Consider the following 23,381-nt stretch of genomic DNA (forward strand, 5'->3'; position numbering starts at 1 on the left):
GGACGGCGTCTCCTGCGCGCCGGGTCAGCCGCGCAGACGGGACATGGCCGGGTCGAACAGGGGCTCCTCGGCGACCACGGCCTCCACCAGCTGGTCGAAGTAGCCGATCCGGAGGGGTGTGCCGGGGGTGGCCAGGTCCGCCGGGAGCCACGCGTACGCGATGCCCTTGCCGATGGTGTGGCCGAAGGCGGCGCTGGTGACGTAGCCGACGGCGCGCTCGCCGTCGTACACCGGCTCCTTGCCCATGACGACGGCCCGCGGGTCGTCGACGGTCAGGCAGGTCAGCTTCCGTCGTACGTCGGCCTTGCGCCGCTCCAGTGCCGCCTTGCCGATGAAGTCCTCCTTGTCGGCCTTGACGGCGAAGCCGACCCCGGCCTCGTACGGGTCGTGCTCGTAGGTCATGTCGGTGCCGAAGGAGCGGTAACCCTTCTCCAGGCGGAGGCTGTTGAAGGCGCCCCGGCCGGCCGCGATGCCGCCCAGCGGCTTCGCCGCCCGCCACAGGGTGTCCCACAGCTTCTGGCCGAGATCGGCGGTGGTGTACAGCTCCCAGCCGAGTTCGCCGACGTACGACAGCCGCATGGCCGTCACCGGGACGGACCCGATGTGGGCGCGCTTGGCGCGGAAGTACTTCAGGCCCGTCGCCGAGAAGTCCTCGTCGGTGAGCGGCTGGAGGACGTCCCGGGCGAGCGGCCCCCACAGCCCGATGCAGCAGGTGCCCGGGGTGATGTCGCGGACCTGGACGGTGCCGTCGGCGGGCAGGTGGCGGGTGAACCAGTCGAGGTCGAGGTTGCCGTTGGCGCCGACCTGAAAGACGTCGGGGGCGAGGCGCGCGACGGTGATGTCGCTGCGGATGCCGCCGTCGTGGTCGAGGAGCAGGGTGTACGTCACCGAGCCGACGGACTTGGCGACCTTGCCGGTGCACAGCCGCTCCAGGAAGTCGGCGGCTCCCCGTCCGCTGACCTCCAGGCGCTTGAGGGCCGTCATGTCGTACAGCGCGACGGTCTCACGGGTGACCTGGGCCTCGGCGGCAACGATCGGCGACCAGTAGCGAGCGGCCCAGTCGTTCGGGGTGACGATCGAACGGCCTTCCACCAGGCCCGCGTTGGACTCGTACCAGTGCGGGCGCTCCCAGCCGTTGGCCTCCAGGAACACCGCGCCCAGCTCCTGCTGGCGGGCGTGGAAGGGGCTCGTGCGGATCGGGCGCGGGTCGCCCGAGGGCTGGAGCGGGTGGAGGATGTCGTAGACCTCGACGAAGTTCTGGCAATCGCGGGCCAGCACGTACTCTGGGGAGAGCTGGTGCGGTTCGAAGCGGTTGACGTCGCACTCGTGGAGGTCGAAGGAGGAGCAGTGGCCGTCGACCAGCCACTCGGCGACGGCCCGGCCGACTCCGGCGGAGTGGGTGACCCAGACGGCCTCGGCGACCCAGAAGCCCTTGACGTCCGGGGACTCGCCGAGCAGGGGCATGCCGTCGGTGGTGAAGGAGAACAGGCCGTTGATGCCCTCCTCGACCTTGGCGTCCTTCGTGGCCGGGAGCAGTGACTGCGTCTCGGTCCAGGCGTCCGCGAAGTCGTCCTCGGTGAACTTCAGGACGGACGGCATGGCGTCGGCCTCGTCGAAGGAGAGGATCTCGTCGGCGGTGATCGGCAAGGGGCGGTGGCCGTAGTAGCCGATGCCGAGGGTGTCGTGGCGGTCGCGGTAGTAGAGGTCGGCGTCCTGGTGGCGCAGGATCGGGCGGACCGCTTCCTCGGTCTGGCCGGCGAGCGCGGGGACCGGGCCGGTCCAGGCGAGCTGGTGGGCGAGCGGGGTGAGCGGGAGGTTCATGCCCACCATGCGGGCGATCCTCGGGCCCCAGATGCCGGCGCAGCAGACCACGATCTCGGCCTCCAGGTCGCCCTGGTCGGTGCGGACGCCGGTGACCTCGCCCTCGGTCCGGAGGATGTCCAGGACCTCGTGGCGGGCCAGGAAGGTCACTCCGCGCTCGGTGGCCCGGCGGATCTGCGCCTCGACGGCGAGGACGGCCTTGGCGAGGCCGTCGGTGGGGATGTGCAGGCCGGCGAGGACGCGGTCGGGGTTGACCAGGGGGTGCTTCTCGACGCACTCCTCGGCGGTCAGGATCCGCGAGTCCACGCCCCAGGCGGTGAGCCAGCCGTGCCGGCGGTGCAGTTCGGTGACGCGCTCCGGGGTGGTGGCCACCTCCAGGCCGCCGACCTGGAGGAAGCAGGGCTGTCCGTCGACGTCGAGGGAGCAGAGCTTCTCGACGGTGTAGCGGGCCAGCTCGGTCATCGTCTTGGAGGGGTTGGCCTGGAAGACCAGTCCGGGGGCGTGCGAGGACGACCCGCCGGTGGCGGGCAGGGGGCCCTGGTCGACGACGGTCACCTCGGTCCAGCCGCGCGCGGAGAGTTCGTCGGCGAGTGCTGCGCCGACGACGCCCGCTCCGATGATGACCACTCGGGGTCCCGCCATCGCCGCACCTCCGGATAAGTTGCTTTTTACGCAACACGATTCAGGCTGCGCAACTCAATGTGCCCGTCGCGCCGGTGGGTGTCAAGAGGGTCCGTGACCTCGCGGAACCGGCCGGGAAACGGCAAGGCCCGGTGGGCGGCGCACACCCGCGCGCGCCGCCCACCGGGCCCCCTGGACCGGCCTACTTGAGCCAGGCGTCGACCTTGGCACGGTTCGCGTCGACCCACTTCTTGGCGGCCGCGTCCGGCGTCATCTTGTCCACGGCGATGTACTTGGCCACGACGTTCTGGTCGTCATTGGTCCAGTTGAACTTCTTCACCAGGTCGTAGGCGGGGCTGCCGGACTTGGCGAACTTGGCGCTGACGATCTTGTCGAGGTCGTAGACCGGGTAGTCGCAGGCCACCTTGGCCGCATCCGCGTCGCAGCCGGTCTTGTACGCGGGCAGGTCGACCTTGACCAGCGGCACCTCGGACAGGAACCACTGCGGCTCGTAGAAGTAGCCGATCACCCACTGCTTGTTCTTCTCGGCGTTGCGGTAGGCCTGGATGAGCGCGGTCTCACTGCCCGCGTACACCACCTTGAAGTCCAGCTTGAGGTTCTTGACGAGGGCCTCGTCGTTGGTGACGTACGACGGGTCGCCGTCCAGGAGCTGGCCCTTGCCGCCGGATTCCGAGGTCTTGAACTTCGCCGCGTACTTGTTGAGGTTCTTCCAGTCCTTGATGTCCGGGTGGGCCTTGGCCAGCCACGGCGGCACGTACCAGCCGATGATGCCCTTGTTGCCGGTCGAGCCGGCCTCCACGGCGGTCTTCTGCTGGGTGATGTACTTGTTCTTCAGGTCGTCGTGACCCCAGTTCTCCAGGACGGCGTCGACCTCGCCGGTGCCGAAGCCCTGCCAGGCGATCTCCTCCTTGAGGTCCTTCTTGGTGACCTTGCACTTGAGGTCGTTCTCGGCGACGTACGCGACGACCGCCGCGTCGGCCTCGTAGCCGACCCACGGGTTGACCGCGAGGTTGAAGGTGCCGCACTTGCCCGAGCTGCCCGAACCGCCGGCCTCCGAGGAGTCGCCGACCTTCGCGCCGCCGCAGGCCGTGAGGGTGAGACCGAGGACCGCCAGGCCGGCCGCGCCGGCTCGCCAGTGTCTTGCCATCGTGTGGTGCTCCTTATGCGCTGGTGCGGCGAGCCGCTGCCTGAGTGATCCGGTCGAACATGACGCCGAGCAGGACGATGGCGAGTCCGGCCGCCAGGCCCTTGCCGTACAGCTGTCCCTGCGAGAAGCCGGCCACCACGTCGTAGCCGAGGGCGCCCGCGCCCACGAGGCCGCCGACGACGACCATCGACAGCACGTAGATCAGACCCTGGTTGGTCGCGAGCGTCAGGGCGCTGCGGGCCATCGGGAGCTGGACCTTGGTGATGATCTGCCAGGTGTTGCACCCGGTGGAGGTGGCCGCCTCGACGGTGGTCGCGGGGACGGTCCGCACCCCGTCCGCGATGATCTTGATGGCGACCGGGGCCGCGTAGACGATCGCGGCGACGATGGCCGTGAACCGGGTCGCGCCGAACAGGGCGAGGAACGGCACGAGGTAGACGAACGGCGGCATGACCTGGGCCGCGTCCAGGGTGGGCCGCACGAGTCGGTCCACCAGCGCGCTGCGGCCCATCCACACCCCGAAGACCATGCCCAGCAGCATGACCAGCACGGTGGCCACCACGGTCGACGCGAGCGTGGTCATGGCGTCCGCCCACAGGCCCGTGGCGACCAGCAGACCCACGCAGACGGCCGTGGTGATCCCGGCCCGCCAGCCACCGAGGACCACGGCGATCCCGACGAGGGCGGCACCGACCAGCCACCACGGGGAGTCGGTCAGCAGGGCCTGGAAGGGGTTCAGCAGACCGTTGGTGAGGGCGTCGCGGAAGCCGTTGGTCAGCCCGGACAGGTGGTCCTGGGCCCAGGTGGTCACGTCGTCGGCGGCCTTGGCGACATGGCTGCCGATGGTGCCGTCGCCGGGGAACTCGGCCGCCCACACGTAGGTGTGCGAGAGATAGAGGAGTACGGCCGTCACCGCTCCCCCGGCCACGACCAGATGCCGGCGCCACTTCAGCAGGGGGTTGCCGGACCGCCGGGCCGCCTCCGCACGTCCGCTCGCCGCGGTGGTGACCCGGTCCAGGACGATCGCCAGGACGACGATCGCGAGGCCCGCGTTGAACGCCGTGCCCACGTCGAGGGACTGGAGGGCCTGGACGACGGTCTTGCCGAGTCCGGGGGCGTCGATCAGGGCGGCGATGGTCACCATGGCGAGGGCGGCCATGATGGTCTGGTTGACGCCCATCACCACGGTCCGCTTGGACATGGGCAGCAGCACCTTGAGCAGCGACTGCCCACGGGTGGCGCCCATGGACTCGGCCGCCTCGACGGTCGTCGGGGGCACCGAGCGGATGGCGTGCGCGGTGATGCGGATGGCCGGTGGCGCCGCGTAGATGACGGTGGCGATGGTCGCGGAGGCGCCGCCGATGAGGAAGAACAGGGTGAGCGGCGCGAGGTAGACCATGGTCGGCATGGTCTGCATGAAGTCCAGGAAGGGCGTGACGATCCGGTTGACCCGTTCCGACAGGCCCGCCCACACACCGAGCGGAATCGCGAACAGCAGGGCCACGAGGACCGCGGAGAGCGTCAGCGCCAGGGTGTCCATGCTCTCCTGCCACAGGCCCTGGAGTCCGAGGAAGGTGAAGCCGGCCACGGCCAGCAGCGCGACCCGCCAGTTGGCCACCGCCCAGGAGACGTAGCCGGCCAGGCCGACGACTCCGAGCCAGCCGATCTGCGGGAGCGGGCGGTCGCCGGAGGGCTGGGAGATGAGGTCCTGGACGAAGGTCGCCAGGGTGTCGATGACCAGCCGGATCTCGTTGAAGAAGTACAGGAAGAGCGGGTTGGAGTTGCGGTCGGCGCCGATGGAGTCGTTGACGTCGTTGAGCCGGCGGTGCAGATCGGTGAGGTCGGCCGCGGCCAGCGACAGCGTCTGCTTCCCGCGCAGGACGACGAACAGGACGAGCCAGACGACCACGATCCCGGCGATCACCACGGACCGCCTGATCCTGCGCGCGGGGGCGACCGGCGGGGGCGTCGGGTTCTGCCGGCCCTCCCCCGAGGTCTCGGGTTTCTCCATGACGACGGTCATCACGCGTCGCCTTCCTGCCCGGCGACCACCGCGAGGATCTCCTCGTCCCCGACGATGCCGAGGAGTTCGCCGTTCTCGACCACCTTGACGGGCTTCTCGGCCGCGAGGACCGCCCGGGTGGCCTCCTTGACGACGACGTCCGGACCCAACTCGGGCCCGTCCAGCGGGTCTTCGGGGGTGACGGGGCGCATGATCCAGCGCAGGGTCAGCACGTCGCCGCGCGGCACGTCCTTCACGAAGTCGCGGACGTAGTCGTCGGCGGGGGCGCCGACGAGTTCGTCGCCGGTGCCGCACTGGACCATCTTCCCGTCGCGCATGATGAGGATGCGGTCGCCGAGCTTGAGGGCCTCGGAGAGGTCGTGGGTGATGAACACCATGGTCTTGCCGACCTCGTGGTGCAGCCGGACGACCTCGCTCTGCATGTCACGGCGGATCAGCGGGTCGAGCGCGGAGAACGGCTCGTCGAAGAGGAGGACGTCCGGGTCGCCGGCCAACGCCCTTGCCAGGCCCACACGTTGCTGCATGCCGCCGGAGAGCTGGTCGGGGTAGGAGTTCTCGTAGCCGGCCAGGCCCACGAGTTCGACGACCTCCAGGGCCCGCCGGGTGCGCTCGGCCCTGCCCATGCCGCGGATCTCGAGACCGAACGCCACGTTGTCGACGACGCGGCGGTGGGGCAGCAGACCGAAGTGCTGGAAGACCATGGAGAACTTGCTGCGCCGCAGTTCGCGCAGCCGGCGCTCGTCGGCGTCCCGGATGTCCTCGCCCTCGAAGACGATCTCGCCGGCGGTGGGCTCGATCAGCCGGGTCAGACAGCGCACCAGGGTGGACTTGCCGGAGCCGGACAGCCCCATGACGACGAAGACCTCGCCGGGCGCGACCTCGAAGTGCACGTCCCGCACGGCGGCGGTGCAGCCGGTGCGCTCCATGAGCTCGCGGCGGCTGAGCCCGCACAGCTCCTCGGACTCCGGCACCCGCTCGGCCTTCGGCCCGAACACCTTCCACAGCCCGCGCACGGAGATCACCGGTGTGGGAGCCGCGTCCTCGGGGGTGCCGCGCCGCGGCGGCACCTCGGTCTTGGTGGGGGTCATGGTCGACCTCTTCTCGGCGTTCAGCCGCGGAACCAGTGCTGCGGCCGGGGTTGGATGTTCTGCCAGACGTGCTTGGTCTCGCGGTACTCGTCGAGGCCGGTCGGTCCCAGTTCCCGGCCCACACCGGAGTGCCCGAAGCCACCCCATTCCGCCTGCGGCACATAGGGGTGGTAGTCGTTGATCCACACCGTGCCGTGCCGCAGCCGCCGGGCGACCCGCTGGGCCTTCCCCGCGTCCTGGGTCCACACGGCTCCGGCGAGGCCGTACTCGGTGTCGTTGGCGATGCGGACGGCGTCGTCCTCGTCGGTGAAGCGCTCCACGGTGAGGACGGGCCCGAAGGACTCCTCGTGGACCACCCTCATGTCCTGGGTGCACTCGTCGAGGACGGTGGGCGGGTAGAAGTGGCCGTTCGCGAGGGCCGGGTCGGTGGGGCGTGCGCCGCCGCAGCGCAGGACGGCGCCCTCCGCCAGACCGGCGGCCACGTACGCCTCGACCTTTGCCAGGTGCTGCGCGGAGATCAGGGCCCCGGTTTCGGCCTCGGGGTCGAAGGGGCCGCCGAGGCGGATCAGCCGGGCCCGCCGGACCACCTCGTCGACGAAGCGGTCGTGCAGGGAGTCCTCGACGATCAGCCGGGCGCCGGCCGAGCAGACCTGGCCGGAGTGCAGGAAGACGGCCGTGAGCGCGAAGTCCACGGCCGTCTCGAAGTCGGCGTCGGCGAAGACGACGTTGGGGTTCTTGCCGCCGAGTTCCAGGGCGACCTTCTTCACGGTCGCGGCGGCCGTCGCCATGATCCGTCGGCCGGTCTCCAGGCCGCCGGTGAAGGAGACCATGTCGACGCGGGGGTCCTCGGAGAGCGGTGCGCCCACCTCGGGTCCGGCTCCCAGGACGAGGTTGGCGACCCCGGCCGGCAGTCCGGCCTCGGCCAGCGCCCTGATGAGCAGGATCGAGGTGGAGGGGGTGAGCTCGCTGGGCTTGAGGACGAGGGTGTTTCCGGCCACCAGGGCCGGGGCGACCTTCCAACTCGCTTGCAGGAGAGGGTAGTTCCACGGTGTGATCAGAGCGCACACACCGACCGGCTCGTAGGTCACCCGGCTGACGGCGTCGTCCCGCCCGGTGTCGATCACGCGGCCGGCGTCGGTGCCGCCGAGGCCGCCGTAGTAGCGGAGACAGGAGACGACGTCGGCGATGTCGTACTCGCTCTCCACCAGCCGTTTGCCGGTGTCGAGGGACTCGGCGCGGGCGAACTCCTTTGCGTCGCGCTCGATGAGGTCGGCGGTGCGCAGCAGCAGGGCGCCGCGCTCGCGCTCGGGGGTGTGCGGCCAGGGTCCCTCGTCGAAGGCCCGGCGGGCGGCGGCGACGGCCGCCTCGGTGTCGGGGCGGGTGCCCTCGGAGACGGTCGCGGAGAGCGTGCCGTCGGCGGGACATCGGATCTCCCGGCGGCCTCCGGCCACCGGCTCCCGCCATTCACCGTCCACATACAGGTCTGCCACGTCGGGAGCCCTTCGAGCGATTCCGTTGCGCATCGCGCACCGCATTGCTTGTGGTGGAACACTCTGGAGAATGCGTGAACCCACGTCAAGGGGTTGGCGGATGACGGTTTGAGCACGCGGACGCCGTGCGGCCGGGCGGCCTGCGGCCGGTTTCCGGAACAAGCGTCCGCGCGCAAATTCCGTGTTACCCGGCCTGCGTTCGCGCGTCGCGGTGGCGGTAGTAGACGGCCTTGGAGGGCGCGAGCGGCTCCTTGCCGAGGATGAGGTCGGCCGCCTTCTCGGCGATCATCATCACCGGCGCGTAGATGTTGCCGTTGGTGACGTACGGCATCACGGACGCGTCGACGACCCGCAGCCCCTCGACACCGTGCACGCGCATGCTGGTGGGGTCCACGACGGCCATCTCGTCGGTGCCCATCTTGCAGGTGCAGGAGGGGTGCAGGGCCGTCTCGCCGTCCTTGGCGACCCAGGCGAGGATCTCCTCGTCGGTCTCCACGGAGGGTCCCGGTGAGATCTCCCCGGCGTTGAAGGGGGCCAGCGCGGGCTGGTTGAGCAGCTTGCGGGCGACCCGGATCGCCTCGACCCACTCACGTCGGTCCTGTTCGGTGGAGAGGTAGTTGAAGCGCAGCGCCGGGTGCTCCTGCGGATCCCTGCTCCTGATCTTCACCGAGCCCAGGGCGTCGGAGTACATGGGTCCCACGTGCACCTGGTAGCCGTGTCCGCCGGCGGGCACCGAGCCGTCGTAGCGGACCGCGATCGGCAGGAAGTGGAACATCAGGTTGGGGTAGTCCACGTCGTCGTTGCTGCGCGCGAAGCCGCCCGCCTCGAAGTGGTTGGTCGCGGCGGGACCCCTGCGGAAGAGCCATTGCAGGCCGATGAAGGGGGCGCGCCACTTCGCGAGGTACGGCTGCATGGAGACGGGCTGCTTGCAGGCGTACTGGATGTACACCTCCAGGTGGTCCTGGAGGTTCTCGCCGACGCCGGGCAGGTCGTGGACGACGTCGATGCCGAGCGCGCGCAGCTCCTCGGCGTTGCCGACGCCGGAGAGCTGAAGCAGCTGCGGGGAGTTGATGGCGCCGCCGCAGAGGATGACCTCCTTGGCGCGGACCTGCTGGAGCGCACCCTTTCCGCGCCGGTACTCGACGCCGACGGCCTTCTTGCCCTCGAACAGGACGCGGGTGACGAGGGCGCGGGTGGTGACGGTGAGGTTGGGACGCTTCCTGACGGGCTTCAGGTAGGCCTTGGAGGCGGAGAGCCGGCGGCCGCGGTGGACGTTGCGGTCGAACTTGGCGAAGCCCTCCTGCCGGTAGCCGTTGACGTCGTCGGTGGGCGCGTACCCGGCCTCCTCCGTCGCCTTCTGGAAAGCGGTGAACAGCGGGTTGGTGGCCGGCCCGCGCTCCAGGACGAGGGGGCCGTCATGGCCGCGGAACTCGTCGTCGGGGTCGGCCGCGAGACAGTTCTCCATGCGCTTGAAGTACGGCAGGCAGTGCGCGTAGTCCCAGGTCTCCATGCCGGGATCGGCGGCCCAGCGCTCGTAGTCCATGGGGTTGCCGCGCTGGAAGATCATGCCGTTGATGCTGCTGGAGCCGCCCAGCACCTTGCCGCGGGCGTGGTAGACGCGCCGGCCTCCCATGTGCGGTTCGGGCTCGGACTCGTACTTCCAGTCGTAGAAGCGGCTGCCGATGGGGTAGGTCAGCGCCGCGGGCATGTGGATGAAGACGTCCCACGGATAGTCGGGCCGACCGGCCTCCAGGACCAGCACCTGGTGGGCCGGGTCGGCGGACAGGCGGTTGGCCAGCGCGCTGCCGGCCGATCCACCACCGACGATGACGAAGTCGTACTGCTGAGGAGCCATGGTCCCTCGTCTCGCTCGCGCCGTAGATATGCGCGGCATGCTAATACGGGTATCGCTATGCGCACCAGGTTGCGACCGACGCAACCTGGCGGGGAGATTCAGGACGAAAACGCGTTTCTCGTCCGGCCGGACTTCCTACGATGGCTCCGGTTCGGAGTGCTTGCTCGACGATGCTTCGGGTACCGCGTTTGAATGAGGGTTGCATCTGTATGGGCAGGCGATTACTGAAAGCGATGTGTTCGTGACGCGTCTCAGTGGCTCCGGGGACGACCAGGCAAACGGGTCGGCCGAGGATCCCATGGCCCTCGCGCGGGAGATCTCCGACGCCGTGGACCGCCTCGCGAACCTCTGGTCCGTCGCCGCCCAGGGCGCCCGCCTCCGCCTGTCGCCGCACCAGTTGCGGGCCCTTCAGATCCTGGAGGCGACGCCCGGCCTCAACCTCACCGCGCTGTCGGAGAGCATGGACATAGGTCTGCCGACCGCGAGCCGGCTCTGCGACCGGCTGGAGGCGGCCGGGCTGCTGGAGCGGGCGCTGCACCCGCAGAAGCGGCGCGAGGTGCGGCTCAGCCTCACCGGTCCGGGCCTCCAGGTGCTCGACGAGGTGAGCGTCCGCAGGTCGCAGGCGCTCGCCTCGGTCCTCGCGGCGATGACCCCGGCCGAGCGCTCGGCCCTGGACCGAGGCCTCCGGGGATTCCGGGCGGCACAGGACACGCCCGAGCCGTGAGAAGCCGCCCGGAGAGGTCGTCCCGGGACTCCGGTCAGGCGGTGCGGCCGTGCCAGTCCAGGCAGATGACGGCCGCGTCGGCCGGGAGCTGCCTGCTGCCGTGGTGGTCCATCAGGCCGGACACGACCGCGCGCGCGGTCTCGTAGGCCGGGGTCGACCGGGTCGCGCCGAGAATCCCGCGCAGGGCCCGCTCGCCGAAGAGGTCGCCCGTCGCCGAGCGGCTGCCGTGCACACCGGAGCTGACCACGATGAGCCGGTCGCCGGGCTCGACATGGAAGGTCTGCTCGTCGTAGAGCGTCTCCTCGAACATCCCGAGCGGCAACTGCGCGTCCAGCTCCACGCGTTCGATGCGCTCGCCGCGCTGCCGGAACAGCTGCGGGGAGCCCGCGTCGACGGCCCGTACGAGGCCGGTGGCGAGATGGAACTCCAGCAGCAGGGTGGAGGCGTACACCTTGCCGCCGTACTGGGCGAAGACCGCCTGGTCGGCGAGACAGGCCTGGTCGGCGAGGCCTATGCCGGCCCGGCGGGCGTTGCGCAGGGCGCCCACCGTCAGGCTGGTGAGCAGGGCGGCGTTGATGCCCTCGCCCATGCCGTCGGTGACGGACAGGACGAGATGGTCGGCGCTGGTGGACCAGTCGAAGTTGTCCCCGCCGATGGAGTAGGCGGGTTCCAGATGGGCGCCGAGGGCGTACTCCTCGCGCGCGCACCCGCGGCCGGGCAGCAACTGCCACTGCATCTCGGCGGCCAGGGTGAGCCGGCGGGTGCGACGGGCCTGGAGGTAGAGGTCGGTGTCACGGCCCGCGGTGGTGACCTCGTGGCCGAGCGCCGTCGCGAAGTCACCGAGGTGCAGGACGGTCTCGGGGGCCGCGGTGCCCGCGGGCAGCCGTACGGACAGCACGCCGAGGCGGTCTCCGCGCACGGTGATGGGCAGGTGCACCAGGTGCCCGGCCGGGTCGCTCAGGTCCTCGACCACCGGGCTCTGACGGGTGAAGGCGCTGCCCGCCGGGCCCTCGTGGGCGGACACCGGCTCCTCGGTGTGCGGCAGATGGGAGACCGGCTGGAGCACGGCCAGTCCGTAGTCGGCCAGCAGGAGCGTCACGTCCTGGGCGCCGGCCCGCTCGGCCAGCAGACGACGGGCGGTGACGACCAGCGCGTGCGGAGGGGCCGCGCGCAGCTGGGCTTCCATGGAGGGAAGCGACTCGAAGGCGTTCACGACATCCACCCTTTCACCATGTCTCCTCCACGCTATCGCGCGGGTAACCGGTCTCAGGAGGGATGGGCCGAGGAGGCCTGTGCCGGGAACGCCGTGCGGTGAGGAGGCCGTGGGCTCAGGACGCCTCGGGCCGGGGAGGCCGTGGGCTCAGGACGCCGGGTACGTGACGGTGTGGCACAGCAGCAGGCAGACGTCGTCGTCGCGCTCCGAGTCGTGCATCAGGGGCTTCAGCAACGCCTCGGCCGCCGCGTCCAGGTCCTGTTCCAGCTCCGGGGTGCTGAGCCCGGCCAGCGCCTGGCGGAGCCGCTCGATGCCCGGGTCGATGCCGTGCGCCCGGCGTTCCACCAGCCCGTCCGTGTACAGCACCAGGGAGGAGCCCGCCGGGAGCCGGGTGACGTGGTCGGCGTAGGTGAAGGCGATGGGAATGCCCAGCATGACGCCGGGAGCGTCGTCCAGTATCCGCACCGAGCCGTCGGCGTCGCGCACCACGGCGGGCGGATGGCCCGCCGACGCCCAGACCACCTCGGGGTCCCCGGGTCGGAAGCGGGCGATCATCGCGGTGGCGTACAGCTGGGGTTGCAGATGGCGGAGCATGCGGTGCAGACGTGTGAGGATCTCCGCCGGTGAGTTGTCCTCCACGGCGTAGGCCCGCAGTGCCGTGCGCAGTTGGCCCATGACGACGGCGGCGTGCATCCCGTGCCCGGTCACGTCCCCTATGACGGCCAGCAGACTCCCGTCGGGCTGGAGGAAGGCGTCGTACCAGTCGCCCCCGATGTTCATGCCCTGGGTGGCCGGGAGGTAGCGCGCGGCCAGGAGCAGGCCGTCGGGGTCGGGCAGCTCGGTGAGCTGGGCGCGCTGGAGGGCCTCGGCGGTGTCGCGGTGCTGCTCGTACCGGCGGGCGTTGTCCAGGGCGACACCGGCCCGGCGGCCGAGTTCGACGAGCATCAGGCAGGTGTCCGCGTCGAAGCGGGGGCCGGGGGCGATGAGGGTGAGCACACCGAGCAGGCGGTGTGTGATCAGGGGAATGGCGAGCAGGGGCCGGTCCGGCGACATGGCGGCGGGCGGGAGGTCGTCGGTGCCCGGCAGGTTCCCGGGGTGCGCGGCGGCGTGCTGGGGGCGGCCGGTGCGGGCGGCGACCACCGCGGCCCTGGAGTGTTCCTGTACGGGGCCGGTCTCCTCGTCGCCCTGCTCCTCGTCGAAGAGCCAGACGTCGAGGCGAGCCGCGTACTCCGGCACCAGCAGGTCGGTCAGCCGGCGCAGGACTTCGGTGGGGCTGAGGGAGGAGGTGATGGCCGCGCTGGCGTCGGCGAGGAAGTTCAGCAGGCGGCGGGCCCGCTCCACCTCGGCCCGCGCGGACCGCTCGGCCTCCAGCAGTTCCCGCTGGGCGAGCGCGGCGGCTTCCAGGTCGGAGTGCAGCGCGAGGACACCCTGGTTCGTCTGGTGCAGCTCCTCGCGGTGCAACTGGACGAGTCGTTCCTGCTCGTCCAGGAGGCGCAGTACGGCGGCGGTGTCCTCGTCGGCGGACAGCAGGGCCCGGGACGGCGACGTCGGGCGGCCGGCGCGACCGCCGGGCGCGGGCGGGTTCGGCAGCGGGCAGGAGAGGACCGGCTCGCAGGCCGGCTCATTTTGGGCGGTCCCGCCGTCGAAGGGCCGCAGCCGGACGTCGAGCCGCCCCTCGTGCTCGGTTCCGCCCGTGAGGAGGCGGAGCTCCCAGGTGCCGCCCTGGTCGAGGCAGTTCCGCAGCCGGGCGGACAGGGAGGTCAGGAAGCGGGCCCGGTCCAGTGCCGGGGTGCCGGCGGCCACGACGATCCCGGCGGCGGCGGCACGGGCACGGGCCGCGTCGGCCGCCGACGCGATCTTCCAGACGTCGGTGTCGTCGGTCATGGACGTCCGTCCGCGGCGGGGGTCAGGACGGCCACGCTGGTGTCGTCCCGCAGCGGCCGCGCGGCGCTGCCGGCGTCCCGCAGGACGACCGCGGCCACCACGGCGGGATCGTGGGCGAGGAGCAGGGGGTCCAGGGGCGGCACCCAGCGGCCCGGCAGTCCGTCGCTGTGCAGGACGAGCAGGCTGTCGTGCCCCCATTCGGCCTCGCGCAGCGGCACGGTGGCGGGGAAGTGCGCCCCGACGATGCCCGGGTGCGAGATGAACGGCTGCCATCCGGTGCCGGTGCGCAGCCTGGCGCCGATGTTGCCGACCCCGGCGAAGGACAACCGGCCGGTGTCCTCGTCGAGTTGGGCGACCCCGACGGCCGCGCCGCGGGTCGTCCGCAGCACGGTGTGCAGGCGTCGCAGGAGGTCGGCGGGCGGCAGGTCGGCGTCGCGGCGCAGTTCCTCGACGGCGGCGGTGGACGCCTCGGCCGCCTTCTCGCCGTGGCCGAGTCCGTCGGCGAGCAGCAGGGTGACGCGGGGGCCGGAGCGGACCCAGCCGAAGGCGTCGCCGGAGTGCTCGGCGTGGGCGTAGGAGGCGGTGACGCCGCCGGCCCGGACGTTCTCGCTGGCCCGGACACCCCCGCCGACCCGCACGCTCCCGCCCACCCGCAGGTTCCGCCCGGCCCGGACGCTGCCGCCGGTCCGCAGGCCGCTCCCGGTCCGCCCCGGGCCCGCGGCGCGCGACGTCCGCGCCCGGGTGATGCGCGCGACGGCGACGGTGCCCTCCCCGGGCCGGCTGTGCAGGTCGAAGTCGTCGGCGACGCGCCGGCAGGTGCCGAGCCCCGCCCCGAGCGAGGCGGCGGAGGTCGTGTAACCGTCCGTGCTGGCCGCCCCGACGTCACCGATGCCGGGCCCGTGGTCGAGCGAGACGATCTGGACGCAGGGTTCGGTCCCGGCGCGGGAGTCGGCGGGGCCGACGAGGTTGATGACGATACGGCCGCCGCTGGCGTGCTTGACGAGGTTGGTGGCCAGTTCGGTGGCGACCAGCGCCGCGGCCGCCGTGCTGGGGGCGTCGAGCGACACCTCGGCACAGGCGGCCTCCGCTGCCACGCGGGCGTCCCGGACCCGGGTGCTCTCCTGGACCGGGATGTCCCAGACCCTGCTCATGGCGCCCCCGTGCGGGGCGAGGGCAACCCGGCGGCCCAGTCGGTGACGGTGACGGTGGTGCCCTCGCCGGGGCGGCTGTCGAGGGTGAACTCCTGGACCAGCCGTTTGGCCCCGCTCAGGCCCATGCCCAGTCCGCCCCCGGTGGTGTAGCCGTCGGTCATGGCGAGGTCGACGTCCCGGATGCCGGGGCCGTTGTCCACGAAGGACAGGCGCAGTCCGCGGGCGGCGCCCTCCTCCAGGGTCGTCATCTCCACGTGCCCGCCACCGCCGTGCACCAGGGTGTTGCGGGCGAGTTCGCTGGCCGCGGTCACCAGTTTCGTCTGCTGGACCAGGCCGAAGCCGAGTCCGGCGGCGGCCTGACGGACCTGCTGGCGCACCCAGGCCAGGTCGGCGTCCGAGGCGATGGGCAGCCGGGCGGTGGGGGCGGGTGGGGCATGCATCAAGCATCCCCTTCCGGGTGTGCGGGGGCGGCCGACCCGGGGCCGCGCCCGAGGAGGGACAGCGCCCTGTCGACGTCCAGGGCCGTCACCAGGCCGGGCAGGGTGAGGCCCAGTTCGACCAGGGTGATGGCCACGGCGGGCCGCATCCCGGCCACGACGGTCCGGGTGGCGAGGAGTCGGGCGTTGGCCGCGATCTCGGCGAGGATGCGGCCGAGGAAGGAGTCGACGATCTCCACCCCGGAGATGTCGATGACGACTCCGCCCACCGGCACCGGGTGGTGGGCGATGCGGTGGGAGATGTGGTCCTGGAGCTGCTCGGCGGTGGCGTCGTGCAGCTCTCCCTGCAGGGTGACCAGCAGGACGTCTCCCAGTGCCAGGACCGGCACCGAGGAGGCGGGGGTGGCGGGGAGGCCGCTCACCGCGGGCTCCCTCCCTGGGCCGGGCCCTGGGAGACGACGATGCCCTGCTCGGTGAGCGCGTAGGCCAGGGCGTCGGCCAGGCCGGCCCGGGTGATGATCGTCCCGAGGTCGATGCCGAGGTGGACGATGGTCTGCGCGATCGCGGGACGGATGCCGGAGACGATGCACTCGGCGCCCATCAGTCGGGCCGCGGCGACCGTCTTCATCAGGTGCTGGGCGACCAGCGAGTCGACGGTCGGGACCCCGGTGATGTCGAGGATGGCGTACCGGGCCCGCTGGTCCACGATCGCCTCCAGCAGGCTCTCCATCACGACCTGGCTGCGGGCGCTGTCGAGGGTGCCGATGAGGGGGACGGCGACGATGCCCTCCCACAGCTTGATGACGGGGGTGGCCACCTCGAGCAGTTGGAGCTGCTGCCGGGCGATGAGTTCCTCGCCGGCGCTCACGCTGGTCTCCATGACCACCAGGCGCAACGTGCCCATCAGGACGGTCAGCGCGAGCAGACAGGCCTCGAGGTGCTCGCTGGAGGAATCCTCAAACTCGGCCCTCAGCAGGGTGAGAGTCGGCTCGCGCAGACCCGCGACCTCTCCGGCGATCTGGGAGGAGCTGAATCCGGCCTGGGTCCGGGAGGCGGCCATCCGCCCGAGCTGGTCCCTGACGGCGGCGAAGCCCGGGGCCTGCACGTCCTCAAGACGGCCGGAGCGCGCCACGTCGGCCAGGGCGTCCACGACGGCCTTGCAGGCCTCGACGGCCTCGTCACGTGAGACGGTGAAGACGGTACGGAACAGAGGCGCGTCCGCCCAGCGCTGGGCGATCTGTTCGCGCCTGCGTTCCAGGAACCCGCCGAGTTCCTTCGCCACCCCGTCGGCCGTGTCGTGCTCCGCCACCTGCATCGTCTCCCTGCCGCTGTCTCGTCAACCCACCTCACCGCGGGCCATCTTGCAATTATTGCCTTATGACAAACATTATCGTCGCCGCCCACCCCGAACAACACGGGATCGTCACAACCGACCGGAGCCTTCCTCACCGCCGTCGGGCCGCCCGCGCCAGTCCAGGCAGACGATCAAGGCGTCGTCGTCCGCGAGGGCTTCACCGCGATGACCGGTCAACTCCCGCAGAATCGCACGCGGCACCTCGGCGGCGGGCAGCAGCCGGGTGGCGTGGATGGCCCGTGTGAGGGCCGCGTCGCCGTACTTCTCGCCACGCGGGGAGGCCACGGTGTGCACTCCGTCACTGACGAAGACGAGCCGGTCCCCCGGCTCCACCTGGAAGTCCTGGGCGGTGTAGTCCGTCTCCTCGAACATGCCCAAGGGCAACTGGGCGTCGAACTCGACGCGTTCCACGGTGCCCTCGCGCAGCCGCAGCAGCTGGGGGGAGCCCGCGTCCACGACGCTCGCCCGGCCGGTGCTCAGGTCGAAGTCGAACATGAGGACCGACAGATAGCAGCGCCCCTGGTAGTGGGCGTAGACCGCCTGGTCCGCCAGAGCGGCCTGGTCGGCGATGGGGATGTCGGCCCGCCGGGCGTTGCGCAGGGCGTTGATGGCCAGGTTCGTCAGGAGGGACGCCTCTATGCCCTCCCCCATGCCGTTGGTCACGTAGAGGCTCAGATGGTCTGCGGTGGCGGACCAGTCGAAGTTGTCGCCGAAGATGGCGTACGCCGGTTCCAGCTGGGCCGCGAGGTCGAACTCCGGGCGGGAGCAGGCCCGTCCGGGCAGCAGCTGCCACTGCATCTCGGCGGCCAGGGTGAGCCGGTCCTTGCGGCGCGCCTGGAGGTAGAGGTCGGTGTCGCGCTCGGCCACGAGCACCTCGTGCCCGAGCACGTCGGCGATCTCGACCAGTTCGGACTCGTACCGGCGGGCCTCGTCGGCCGTGGCCAGCGTGACCGTCAGCACGCCGAGGCGGTCGCCGCGCACACTGACCGGCAGGTGCAGACGGACCGGCCCGTCCCGGAGGTCCTCGCGGTACGGCCGCTGGGAACCGAAGGCCCGGCCGGCCGGACTGTTGTGCACGGAGACCGGGTCCAGCGTGTGCGGCAGCACCGACACCGGCTGGAGGACCGTCAGGCCGTAGTCGGCCATGAACAACTCGACGGACCGGGCGCCGTACCGTTCGACGAGGACGGCACGCACGGCGTCGAGAAGCTCGTGGGGAGCCGCTGTCCGCAGGGCGCGTTCAGCGGCCTCGAATCTGTTCACGATGAGCAATACACCATCTTTCGTCGGGGGACGTGGGACCTCGCTCGGGAGACCCGCCATGTGCACGAGCTGTGTCGGTCGCGGCGGCCCGCCGGGGGCCGGGCCCGCGCCTAGTACGCTGACAGGCACCCCAGTGCCTGCGAGAGTGTGACCGTGACTGCCTTCCGCCGCCCCGCCGCCGATGAGGTGGCGCGCGTGACCACGACGGCCGTCGAGTTGCTGGAGTTCGTGTGGGGCAGGGCCTCGACCGCGCCGGCCTCGGCGTCCCAGCTGCGGGTGCTGCACATCCTCGAGCACCATGACGGCATCAACCTCCGCGCTCTCGCCGAGTCGCTGGCCTCCACGCCGCCGTCCACGAGCCGGCTGTGCGACCGGCTGGTGGCCGCCGGCTTCGTCGAGCGGGTGACGGGTGTCCAGGACCGCCGCGAGGTGAGGCTGCACCTCAGCAGCCGGGGCCGGGCTTTCCTGGCCGATCTGCGGGCCCGCCGGGAGAAGGAGCTGAGCAGGGTGCTGGCGGACATGCCCGCCGCCCAGCGGGTCGCGCTGCTGGAGGGGCTGGAGGCCTTCTGCGCCTCGGCGGCGACACAGCTGCACGACACCCACGGGTCCGACAGCCGGACCGCCTGAACCGCGCCACGCGGCACCGGTGCCGCCGTCACCCCTCGGCGACGGCGCCCCACGCACGGAGCGGTCTCCGTCAACCGGAGCATTCCAGGTCCTTCCCCGCGCACGTCCGACACGGCCACTTTGTTGCCTCCTGACTATTGTTGTCAAACGGCAACAGTGCGCTTTCGCGGCCCTTACTCCGACTCGCTTACCCCGAATCGGCGCGAACTGTGATGGTTGTGTGCCATCTCTCTCGAACGAGTGGTATCGGCCCCTGTCAGGCGTTCCCTTGTGCGACGGAGTGCGCCCTCACAGGCCGGCGCGGACGGCCGTGAAGACAGGGTGAAAAACGGCAGCGGCACCTCCGGTGTGCGCCGGAGGTGCCGCTGGTGATCGCGGATGCGTGTGCCGGGGCCGGGTCAGCGGGTGCTGAGCATGCCCTCGCGCAGCCGGGCCAGCAGTCGGGCGATCAGCCGGGACACGTGCATCTGAGAGACCCCGAGGCGTTCGGCGATCTGGGCCTGGGTGAGTTCCTCGACGAAGCGCCAGTGGATGATCCTGCGGTCGCGGTCGTCGAGCGAGGCGATCATCGGCGCGAGGGCGTGGAAGTCCTCGACCAGGCCGAGCGCCGGGTCCTGGCCGCCGATGAAGTCGGCGAGCGCGCTCTCCCCGTCCTCACTGCCGTTGATCGCCGCGTCCAGGGACGCCGACCGGTAGGCGTTGGAGGCGAGTTGGGCCTCGACGACCTCCTCCTCGGGCAGGCTCATCAGCTCGGACAGCTCCGCGGTGGTCGGAGTGCGGCCCAGCCGGCTGCTCAGCTCCTCGCTGGCGCGGGCCAGTTGCACCCGGGCCTCCTGGAGCCGGCGCGGCACGTGCACGGCCCAGGAGGTGTCGCGGAAGAACCGCTTGATCTCGCCGACTATGTAGGGGACGGCGAAGGAGGTGAACTCCACCTCACGGGTCAGCTCGAACCGGTCGATCGCCTTGATCAGGCCGATCATGCCGACCTGGACGATGTCCTCCCGCTCCTCCTGGCCCCGGCCGCGGAACCGGCCGGCCGCGTAGCGGACCAGGGAGATGTTCATCTCGATCAGCGTGTTGCGGGCGTACTGGTGCTCGGGGGTCCCTTCCTCCAGGACCGCGAGCTTCTCGAAGAACAGCTTCGACAGTTCACGCGCGTCCTTCGGAGCCACCTGCGAAGGGTCGGTGATCTCCGGCATACCCGCCGTCCGTCCGGCAGTCTGCACGGTCGTCGCCATCATGTGCCCCTCCCACAGGGTGTCTTGCCCGAGCCGGTCCGGTGACCGGCGATCAGCCGTCTACCCCCACCTCCTGCGCATATGCCCGTACTTCGCGGATCATCCGCGACTCGTCCGGGACCGGGGCGCGGCGGCCGGGAGTGAGCGCGGCGCTGCCGGGCATCCGCTCTCCGGGCCGCACCGCGGCCCGCGACCACCTGTCCTGCTCTCCGGGAGATTCGGCGTGATCCTCGATGACAGACCCGTGTCCCCAGCATCCGGCGCGGAGGCCCGCAAGCTGCGTCTGCGGCGCCGCCTGGAGCGGCTGATCGGCGTCGCCGCCACCGAAGGCAACGAGCTGATCCCGTTGCGCAACGGCGACCGGATCTTCCCCGCGATGCTCGGGGCGATCCGGTCGGCGCGGCACACGATCGACATGATGACGTTCGTCTACTGGCGCGGTGAGATCGCTCGCGACTTCGCGGCCGCTCTCGCCGACCGTGCCCGGGCGGGCGTGCGGGTACGGCTGCTGCTCGACGGTTTCGGCGCCAAGGAGATCGAACCGAGTCTGCTGGACCTCATGGACACCGCCGGGGTGCAGGTGGCCTGGTTCCGCAAGCCGGTGTGGCTGTCGCCGTTCAAGCAGAACCACCGCTGCCATCGCAAGGCCCTGATCGTCGACGAGCACACCGCGTTCACCGGCGGTGTCGGCATCGCGGAGGAGTGGTGCGGCGACGCCCGGCACCCCGGGGAGTGGCGGGACACCCATGTCCAGGTGCGCGGCCCGGCCGTGGACGGCATCGCCGCCGCGTTCGCCCAGAACTGGGCCGAGTGCCATGACGAACTCTTCGACGACCGCGACCGTTTCACCGAGCACCGCCAGGCCGGCTCGTCGGTCGTGCAGGTGGTCCGCGGCTCCGCCAGCATCGGCTGGCAGGACATGCAGACCCTCATCCGGGTGATGCTCGCCTCCGCCGAGGAGCGGTTCCGGCTCGCCACCGCGTACTTCGCGCCCGACACCTACTTCGTCGACCTGCTGTGCGACACCGCCCGGCGGGGCGTGCGCGTGGAGATCCTGCTCCCCGGCCCGCACACGGACCAGCGCGCCTGTCAGCTCGCCGGTCAGCAGCACTACCGGCGGCTGCTGGAGGCCGGGGTCCGGATCCGGCAGTACCAGCCGACGATGATGCACGCCAAGATCATCACGGTCGACTCGGTCGCCTCCCTCATCGGCTCCACCAACTTCAACCGCCGTTCCATGGACCACGACGAGGAGGTCATGCTCGCCGTGCTGGACGAGGCGTTCACCGCCGCACTCGACCAGGACTACGAGGCCGATCTGGAGCACAGCGTGGACATCGAACTCGCCCGGTGGAAACGGCGTCCGGCGCTCCAGCGGGCCAAGGAGGCGGCCGTGACCCCGATCCGGCGTTTCCTGTGAGCGGCGCCGCCCCCGGCCCGGGAAGCGGGGCCGCCCGGAGTCGCGGTCGCAAACGCGCTGTAGCGCAGAGTGCGTATAGTTGCGTTGTGAGCAACTACAACCCGGACAACGAAACGACAGGGTCGTCGAGCGGCGGAGTGCAGTCCGTCGACCGGGCCATTCACGTACTGGAGATCCTGGCCCGCCGGGGCGAGGCCGGCGTCAGTGAGGTCGCCGCCGAGATCGACGTCCACAAGTCCACGGCGTTCCGGCTGCTCGGAGCCCTGGAGGCGCGGGGTCTGGTGGAGCAGGCCGGTGAGCGCGGGAAGTACCGGCTCGGTTTCGGGATCGTGCGGCTGGCCGGCGCGGTCACCGGGCGCATCGACATCACCCAGCAGAGCCGCCCGGTCTGCGAGGACCTGGCCGAGGAACTCGGCGAGACCGTCAACCTCGCGGTGCTCCAGGAGAGCTACGCGGTCAACCTCTACCAGGTGCGCGGCCCGGGTGCCGTCACCGCGCAGAACTGGGTCGGCCAGCTGACCCCCCTGCACGCCACCTCCAGCGGCAAGATCCTGCTGGCCCACCTGCCCGACGAGGAGCGCTCCGCGCTGCTGACGGAGACCGGGCTGAAGAAGGTCACCCCGCGCACCATCACCGCGAAGACCAAGCTCGAGCGGAACCTCGCCGAGGCCCGGGAACGCGGGTACGCCTGGGCCCTGGAGGAGCTGGAGCTGGGGCTGCACGCCATGGCCGCGCCGGTGCGCGACCGCGACGGCGAGGTCATCGCGGCGCTCAGCGCCTCGGGGCCCGCGTACCGGCTCTCCGAGGAGCGCCTGCACGAACTGGCGCCGGTCCTGGTCAAGGGCGCGCAGGAGATCAGTCACCGCATGGGCTACCTGGGCTGACCGCCCAGCCGGGCCTGCACCCAGTCGTGGAACTCCCCGATGTGGTGCTCGCTGGGCACGAGGACACCGCCCTTGGCGTAGAGCCGTGAGCTCATCCCGGGCTGGGTGCGCTCGCAGGCGTCGAAGTCCTGCCGGTTGACCCGGTCGAACAGCTCCACCGACCGGCTGACGTCCTTGCCGCTCTCGACGACGTGCGGAAGGTAGAGCCAGTCGCACTCGACGACCGTCCGGTCCGCGGCCATCGGGTACATCCGGTGCAGGATCACGTGGTCGGGCACCAGGTTGACGAAGACCTGCGGCCGCACGGTGATCGCGTAGTAGCGGCGGTCCTGGTCCGCCGAGACTCCGGGCAGCCGGTCCAGCCCCTCCGAGCCGTCCACGGTGAAACCCTGGATGTCCTCGCCGAACTCCGCGCCGTGGCCCACGTAGTACTGGGCGGCGTAGCCGTCGGCGAACTCCGGTAGCACCTCGGTGAGTTCGGGATGGATCGTCGCGCAGTGGTAGCACTCCATGAAGTTCTCGATGATCAGCTTCCAGTTCGCCTTCACGTCGTAGACGATCCGGCGGCCGACGCTGAGGTGGTCGATGTCGTAGCGCTCGATGGACTCGGTGTCGCCGAGCCGGGTGATCACGTCCTGGATCACCTCGTCGAAGGGCGGCGGGTCCTCGGCGAGGCAGACCCACACATAGCCGAGCCACTCGCGCACGGCCACGCTCGCCAGGCCGTACTCGGTGCGGCCCACGTCCGGCATCTTCGTCAGGTTCGGCGCCGCGACGAGCTTGCCCGTCAGGTCGTACGTCCAGGCGTGGTACGGGCATTGGAAGGCCCGCTTGACCTCGCCGGACTCCTCGGTGCACAGCTTGGCGCCGCGGTGCCGGCACACGTTGAACCAGGCCCGGATCGAGTTGTCCCGGGCGCGGGCGATCAGGATGCTCTCCCGGCCCACCTGCACGGTCTTGAAAGCGCCGGGCCGGGGAAGGTCGTCGGCGCGGACGGCGCAGAACCACATCGCTTCGAAGATGCGCTCCTGCTCCTGGGCGAAGATCCCGGGATCCGTGTAGGAGGCGCCGGGGAGGGTGGCGATCAGACTGTCCGGCAGGCTGGTCGAGGTCACAGGGC

Annotated in this window: 19 protein-coding genes; 4 read left to right on the plus strand and 15 right to left on the minus strand. The window is 71.0% G+C overall.

Features of this window, described 5'->3' with window-relative positions:
- Positions 1 to 24: 24 nt before the first annotated feature.
- The 6 genes from AQJ54_RS24660 to betA form a co-directional block, all read right to left on the minus strand.
- The gene (locus AQJ54_RS24660; RefSeq protein ID WP_062241017.1) at positions 25 to 2,463 is read right to left on the minus strand and encodes a GcvT family protein; all 2,439 of its coding nucleotides are present in this window, start codon (positions 2,461 to 2,463) and stop codon (positions 25 to 27) included.
- Positions 2,464 to 2,644: 181 nt separating this feature from the next.
- A complete protein-coding gene (locus tag AQJ54_RS24665) occupies positions 2,645 to 3,610 on the minus strand; it encodes an ABC transporter substrate-binding protein (RefSeq protein ID WP_062241019.1) in 966 nt (321 codons plus the stop codon).
- Positions 3,611 to 3,623: 13 nt separating this feature from the next.
- Positions 3,624 to 5,633, minus strand: coding sequence for an ABC transporter permease (locus tag AQJ54_RS24670; protein WP_062241021.1), 2,010 nt, complete (start codon positions 5,631 to 5,633; stop codon positions 3,624 to 3,626).
- Positions 5,633 to 6,721 (minus strand): quaternary amine ABC transporter ATP-binding protein, encoded by a 1,089-nt coding sequence (locus AQJ54_RS24675; RefSeq protein ID WP_062241023.1) that lies wholly within the window; start codon positions 6,719 to 6,721, stop codon positions 5,633 to 5,635. The genes AQJ54_RS24670 and AQJ54_RS24675 overlap by 1 nt, the downstream gene beginning before the upstream one ends.
- A gap of 20 nt (positions 6,722 to 6,741) precedes the next feature.
- The gene (locus AQJ54_RS24680) at positions 6,742 to 8,211 is read right to left on the minus strand and encodes an aldehyde dehydrogenase family protein (protein WP_062241025.1); all 1,470 of its coding nucleotides are present in this window, start codon (positions 8,209 to 8,211) and stop codon (positions 6,742 to 6,744) included.
- A 184-nt stretch (positions 8,212 to 8,395) separates the two neighbouring features.
- Positions 8,396 to 10,066, minus strand: coding sequence for a choline dehydrogenase (gene betA, locus AQJ54_RS24685; protein ID WP_062026285.1), 1,671 nt, complete (start codon positions 10,064 to 10,066; stop codon positions 8,396 to 8,398).
- A 241-nt stretch (positions 10,067 to 10,307) separates the two neighbouring features.
- Between betA and AQJ54_RS24690 the strand changes: the two genes are divergently transcribed.
- Positions 10,308 to 10,790 (plus strand): MarR family winged helix-turn-helix transcriptional regulator, encoded by a 483-nt coding sequence (locus AQJ54_RS24690; protein ID WP_062241345.1) that lies wholly within the window; start codon positions 10,308 to 10,310, stop codon positions 10,788 to 10,790.
- 34 nt (positions 10,791 to 10,824) lie between these two features.
- Here AQJ54_RS24690 and AQJ54_RS24695 read toward each other — a convergent pair whose 3' ends face one another.
- The 7 genes from AQJ54_RS24695 to AQJ54_RS24725 form a co-directional block, all read right to left on the minus strand.
- Positions 10,825 to 12,012: a PP2C family protein-serine/threonine phosphatase gene (locus AQJ54_RS24695; RefSeq protein WP_211278584.1), complete on the minus strand. Its 1,188-nt coding sequence runs from the start codon at positions 12,010 to 12,012 to the stop codon at positions 10,825 to 10,827.
- A gap of 138 nt (positions 12,013 to 12,150) precedes the next feature.
- Entirely contained in the window at positions 12,151 to 13,887 is a 1,737-nt protein-coding gene (locus AQJ54_RS24700) for a PP2C family protein-serine/threonine phosphatase (protein ID WP_062241027.1), read from the minus strand.
- Positions 13,884 to 15,038 (minus strand): SpoIIE family protein phosphatase, encoded by a 1,155-nt coding sequence (locus AQJ54_RS24705; protein WP_062241028.1) that lies wholly within the window; start codon positions 15,036 to 15,038, stop codon positions 13,884 to 13,886. Before AQJ54_RS24705 ends, AQJ54_RS24700 begins: the two co-directional genes overlap by 4 nt.
- Positions 15,035 to 15,478, minus strand: a complete 444-nt coding sequence (locus tag AQJ54_RS24710; RefSeq protein ID WP_062026282.1) for an ATP-binding protein — start codon at positions 15,476 to 15,478, stop codon at positions 15,035 to 15,037. Before AQJ54_RS24710 ends, AQJ54_RS24705 begins: the two co-directional genes overlap by 4 nt.
- Positions 15,478 to 15,897 (minus strand): STAS domain-containing protein, encoded by a 420-nt coding sequence (locus AQJ54_RS24715; RefSeq protein WP_062241030.1) that lies wholly within the window; start codon positions 15,895 to 15,897, stop codon positions 15,478 to 15,480. The genes AQJ54_RS24710 and AQJ54_RS24715 overlap by 1 nt, the downstream gene beginning before the upstream one ends.
- Positions 15,894 to 16,790: an STAS domain-containing protein gene (locus AQJ54_RS24720; protein WP_062026280.1), complete on the minus strand. Its 897-nt coding sequence runs from the start codon at positions 16,788 to 16,790 to the stop codon at positions 15,894 to 15,896. The genes AQJ54_RS24715 and AQJ54_RS24720 overlap by 4 nt, the downstream gene beginning before the upstream one ends.
- A 108-nt stretch (positions 16,791 to 16,898) precedes the next feature.
- A complete protein-coding gene (locus AQJ54_RS24725; protein ID WP_062026597.1) occupies positions 16,899 to 18,092 on the minus strand; it encodes a PP2C family protein-serine/threonine phosphatase in 1,194 nt (397 codons plus the stop codon).
- A gap of 195 nt (positions 18,093 to 18,287) precedes the next feature.
- On the opposite strand from AQJ54_RS24725, the gene AQJ54_RS24730 reads away from it, so the two are divergent.
- The gene (locus AQJ54_RS24730; protein WP_062026279.1) at positions 18,288 to 18,719 is read left to right on the plus strand and encodes a MarR family transcriptional regulator; all 432 of its coding nucleotides are present in this window, start codon (positions 18,288 to 18,290) and stop codon (positions 18,717 to 18,719) included.
- A 398-nt stretch (positions 18,720 to 19,117) separates the two neighbouring features.
- Here the strand turns inward: AQJ54_RS24730 and AQJ54_RS24735 are convergent, their stop codons facing one another.
- Positions 19,118 to 19,957, minus strand: a complete 840-nt coding sequence (locus tag AQJ54_RS24735) for an RNA polymerase sigma factor SigF (protein ID WP_381011007.1) — start codon at positions 19,955 to 19,957, stop codon at positions 19,118 to 19,120.
- Positions 19,958 to 20,180: 223 nt separating this feature from the next.
- On the opposite strand from AQJ54_RS24735, the gene AQJ54_RS24740 reads away from it, so the two are divergent.
- Positions 20,181 to 21,377, plus strand: a complete 1,197-nt coding sequence (locus tag AQJ54_RS24740; protein ID WP_062026278.1) for a phospholipase D-like domain-containing protein — start codon at positions 20,181 to 20,183, stop codon at positions 21,375 to 21,377.
- 137 nt (positions 21,378 to 21,514) lie between these two features.
- Positions 21,515 to 22,261, plus strand: a complete 747-nt coding sequence (locus AQJ54_RS24745; protein ID WP_062026277.1) for an IclR family transcriptional regulator — start codon at positions 21,515 to 21,517, stop codon at positions 22,259 to 22,261.
- On the opposite strand, the gene AQJ54_RS24750 is transcribed toward AQJ54_RS24745, so the two are convergent.
- Positions 22,249 to 23,376 carry an aromatic ring-hydroxylating oxygenase subunit alpha gene (locus AQJ54_RS24750; RefSeq protein WP_062241031.1) on the minus strand — a complete coding sequence of 376 codons (1,128 nt, stop codon included), beginning with the start codon at positions 23,374 to 23,376 and terminating at the stop codon, positions 22,249 to 22,251. The genes AQJ54_RS24745 and AQJ54_RS24750 overlap by 13 nt on opposite strands.
- Positions 23,377 to 23,381 lie beyond the last annotated feature (5 nt).

Origin of the sequence: Streptomyces griseorubiginosus, from assembly GCF_001514195.1 — a bacterium.
In the GTDB taxonomy this organism is placed as follows: domain Bacteria; phylum Actinomycetota; class Actinomycetes; order Streptomycetales; family Streptomycetaceae; genus Streptomyces; species Streptomyces griseorubiginosus.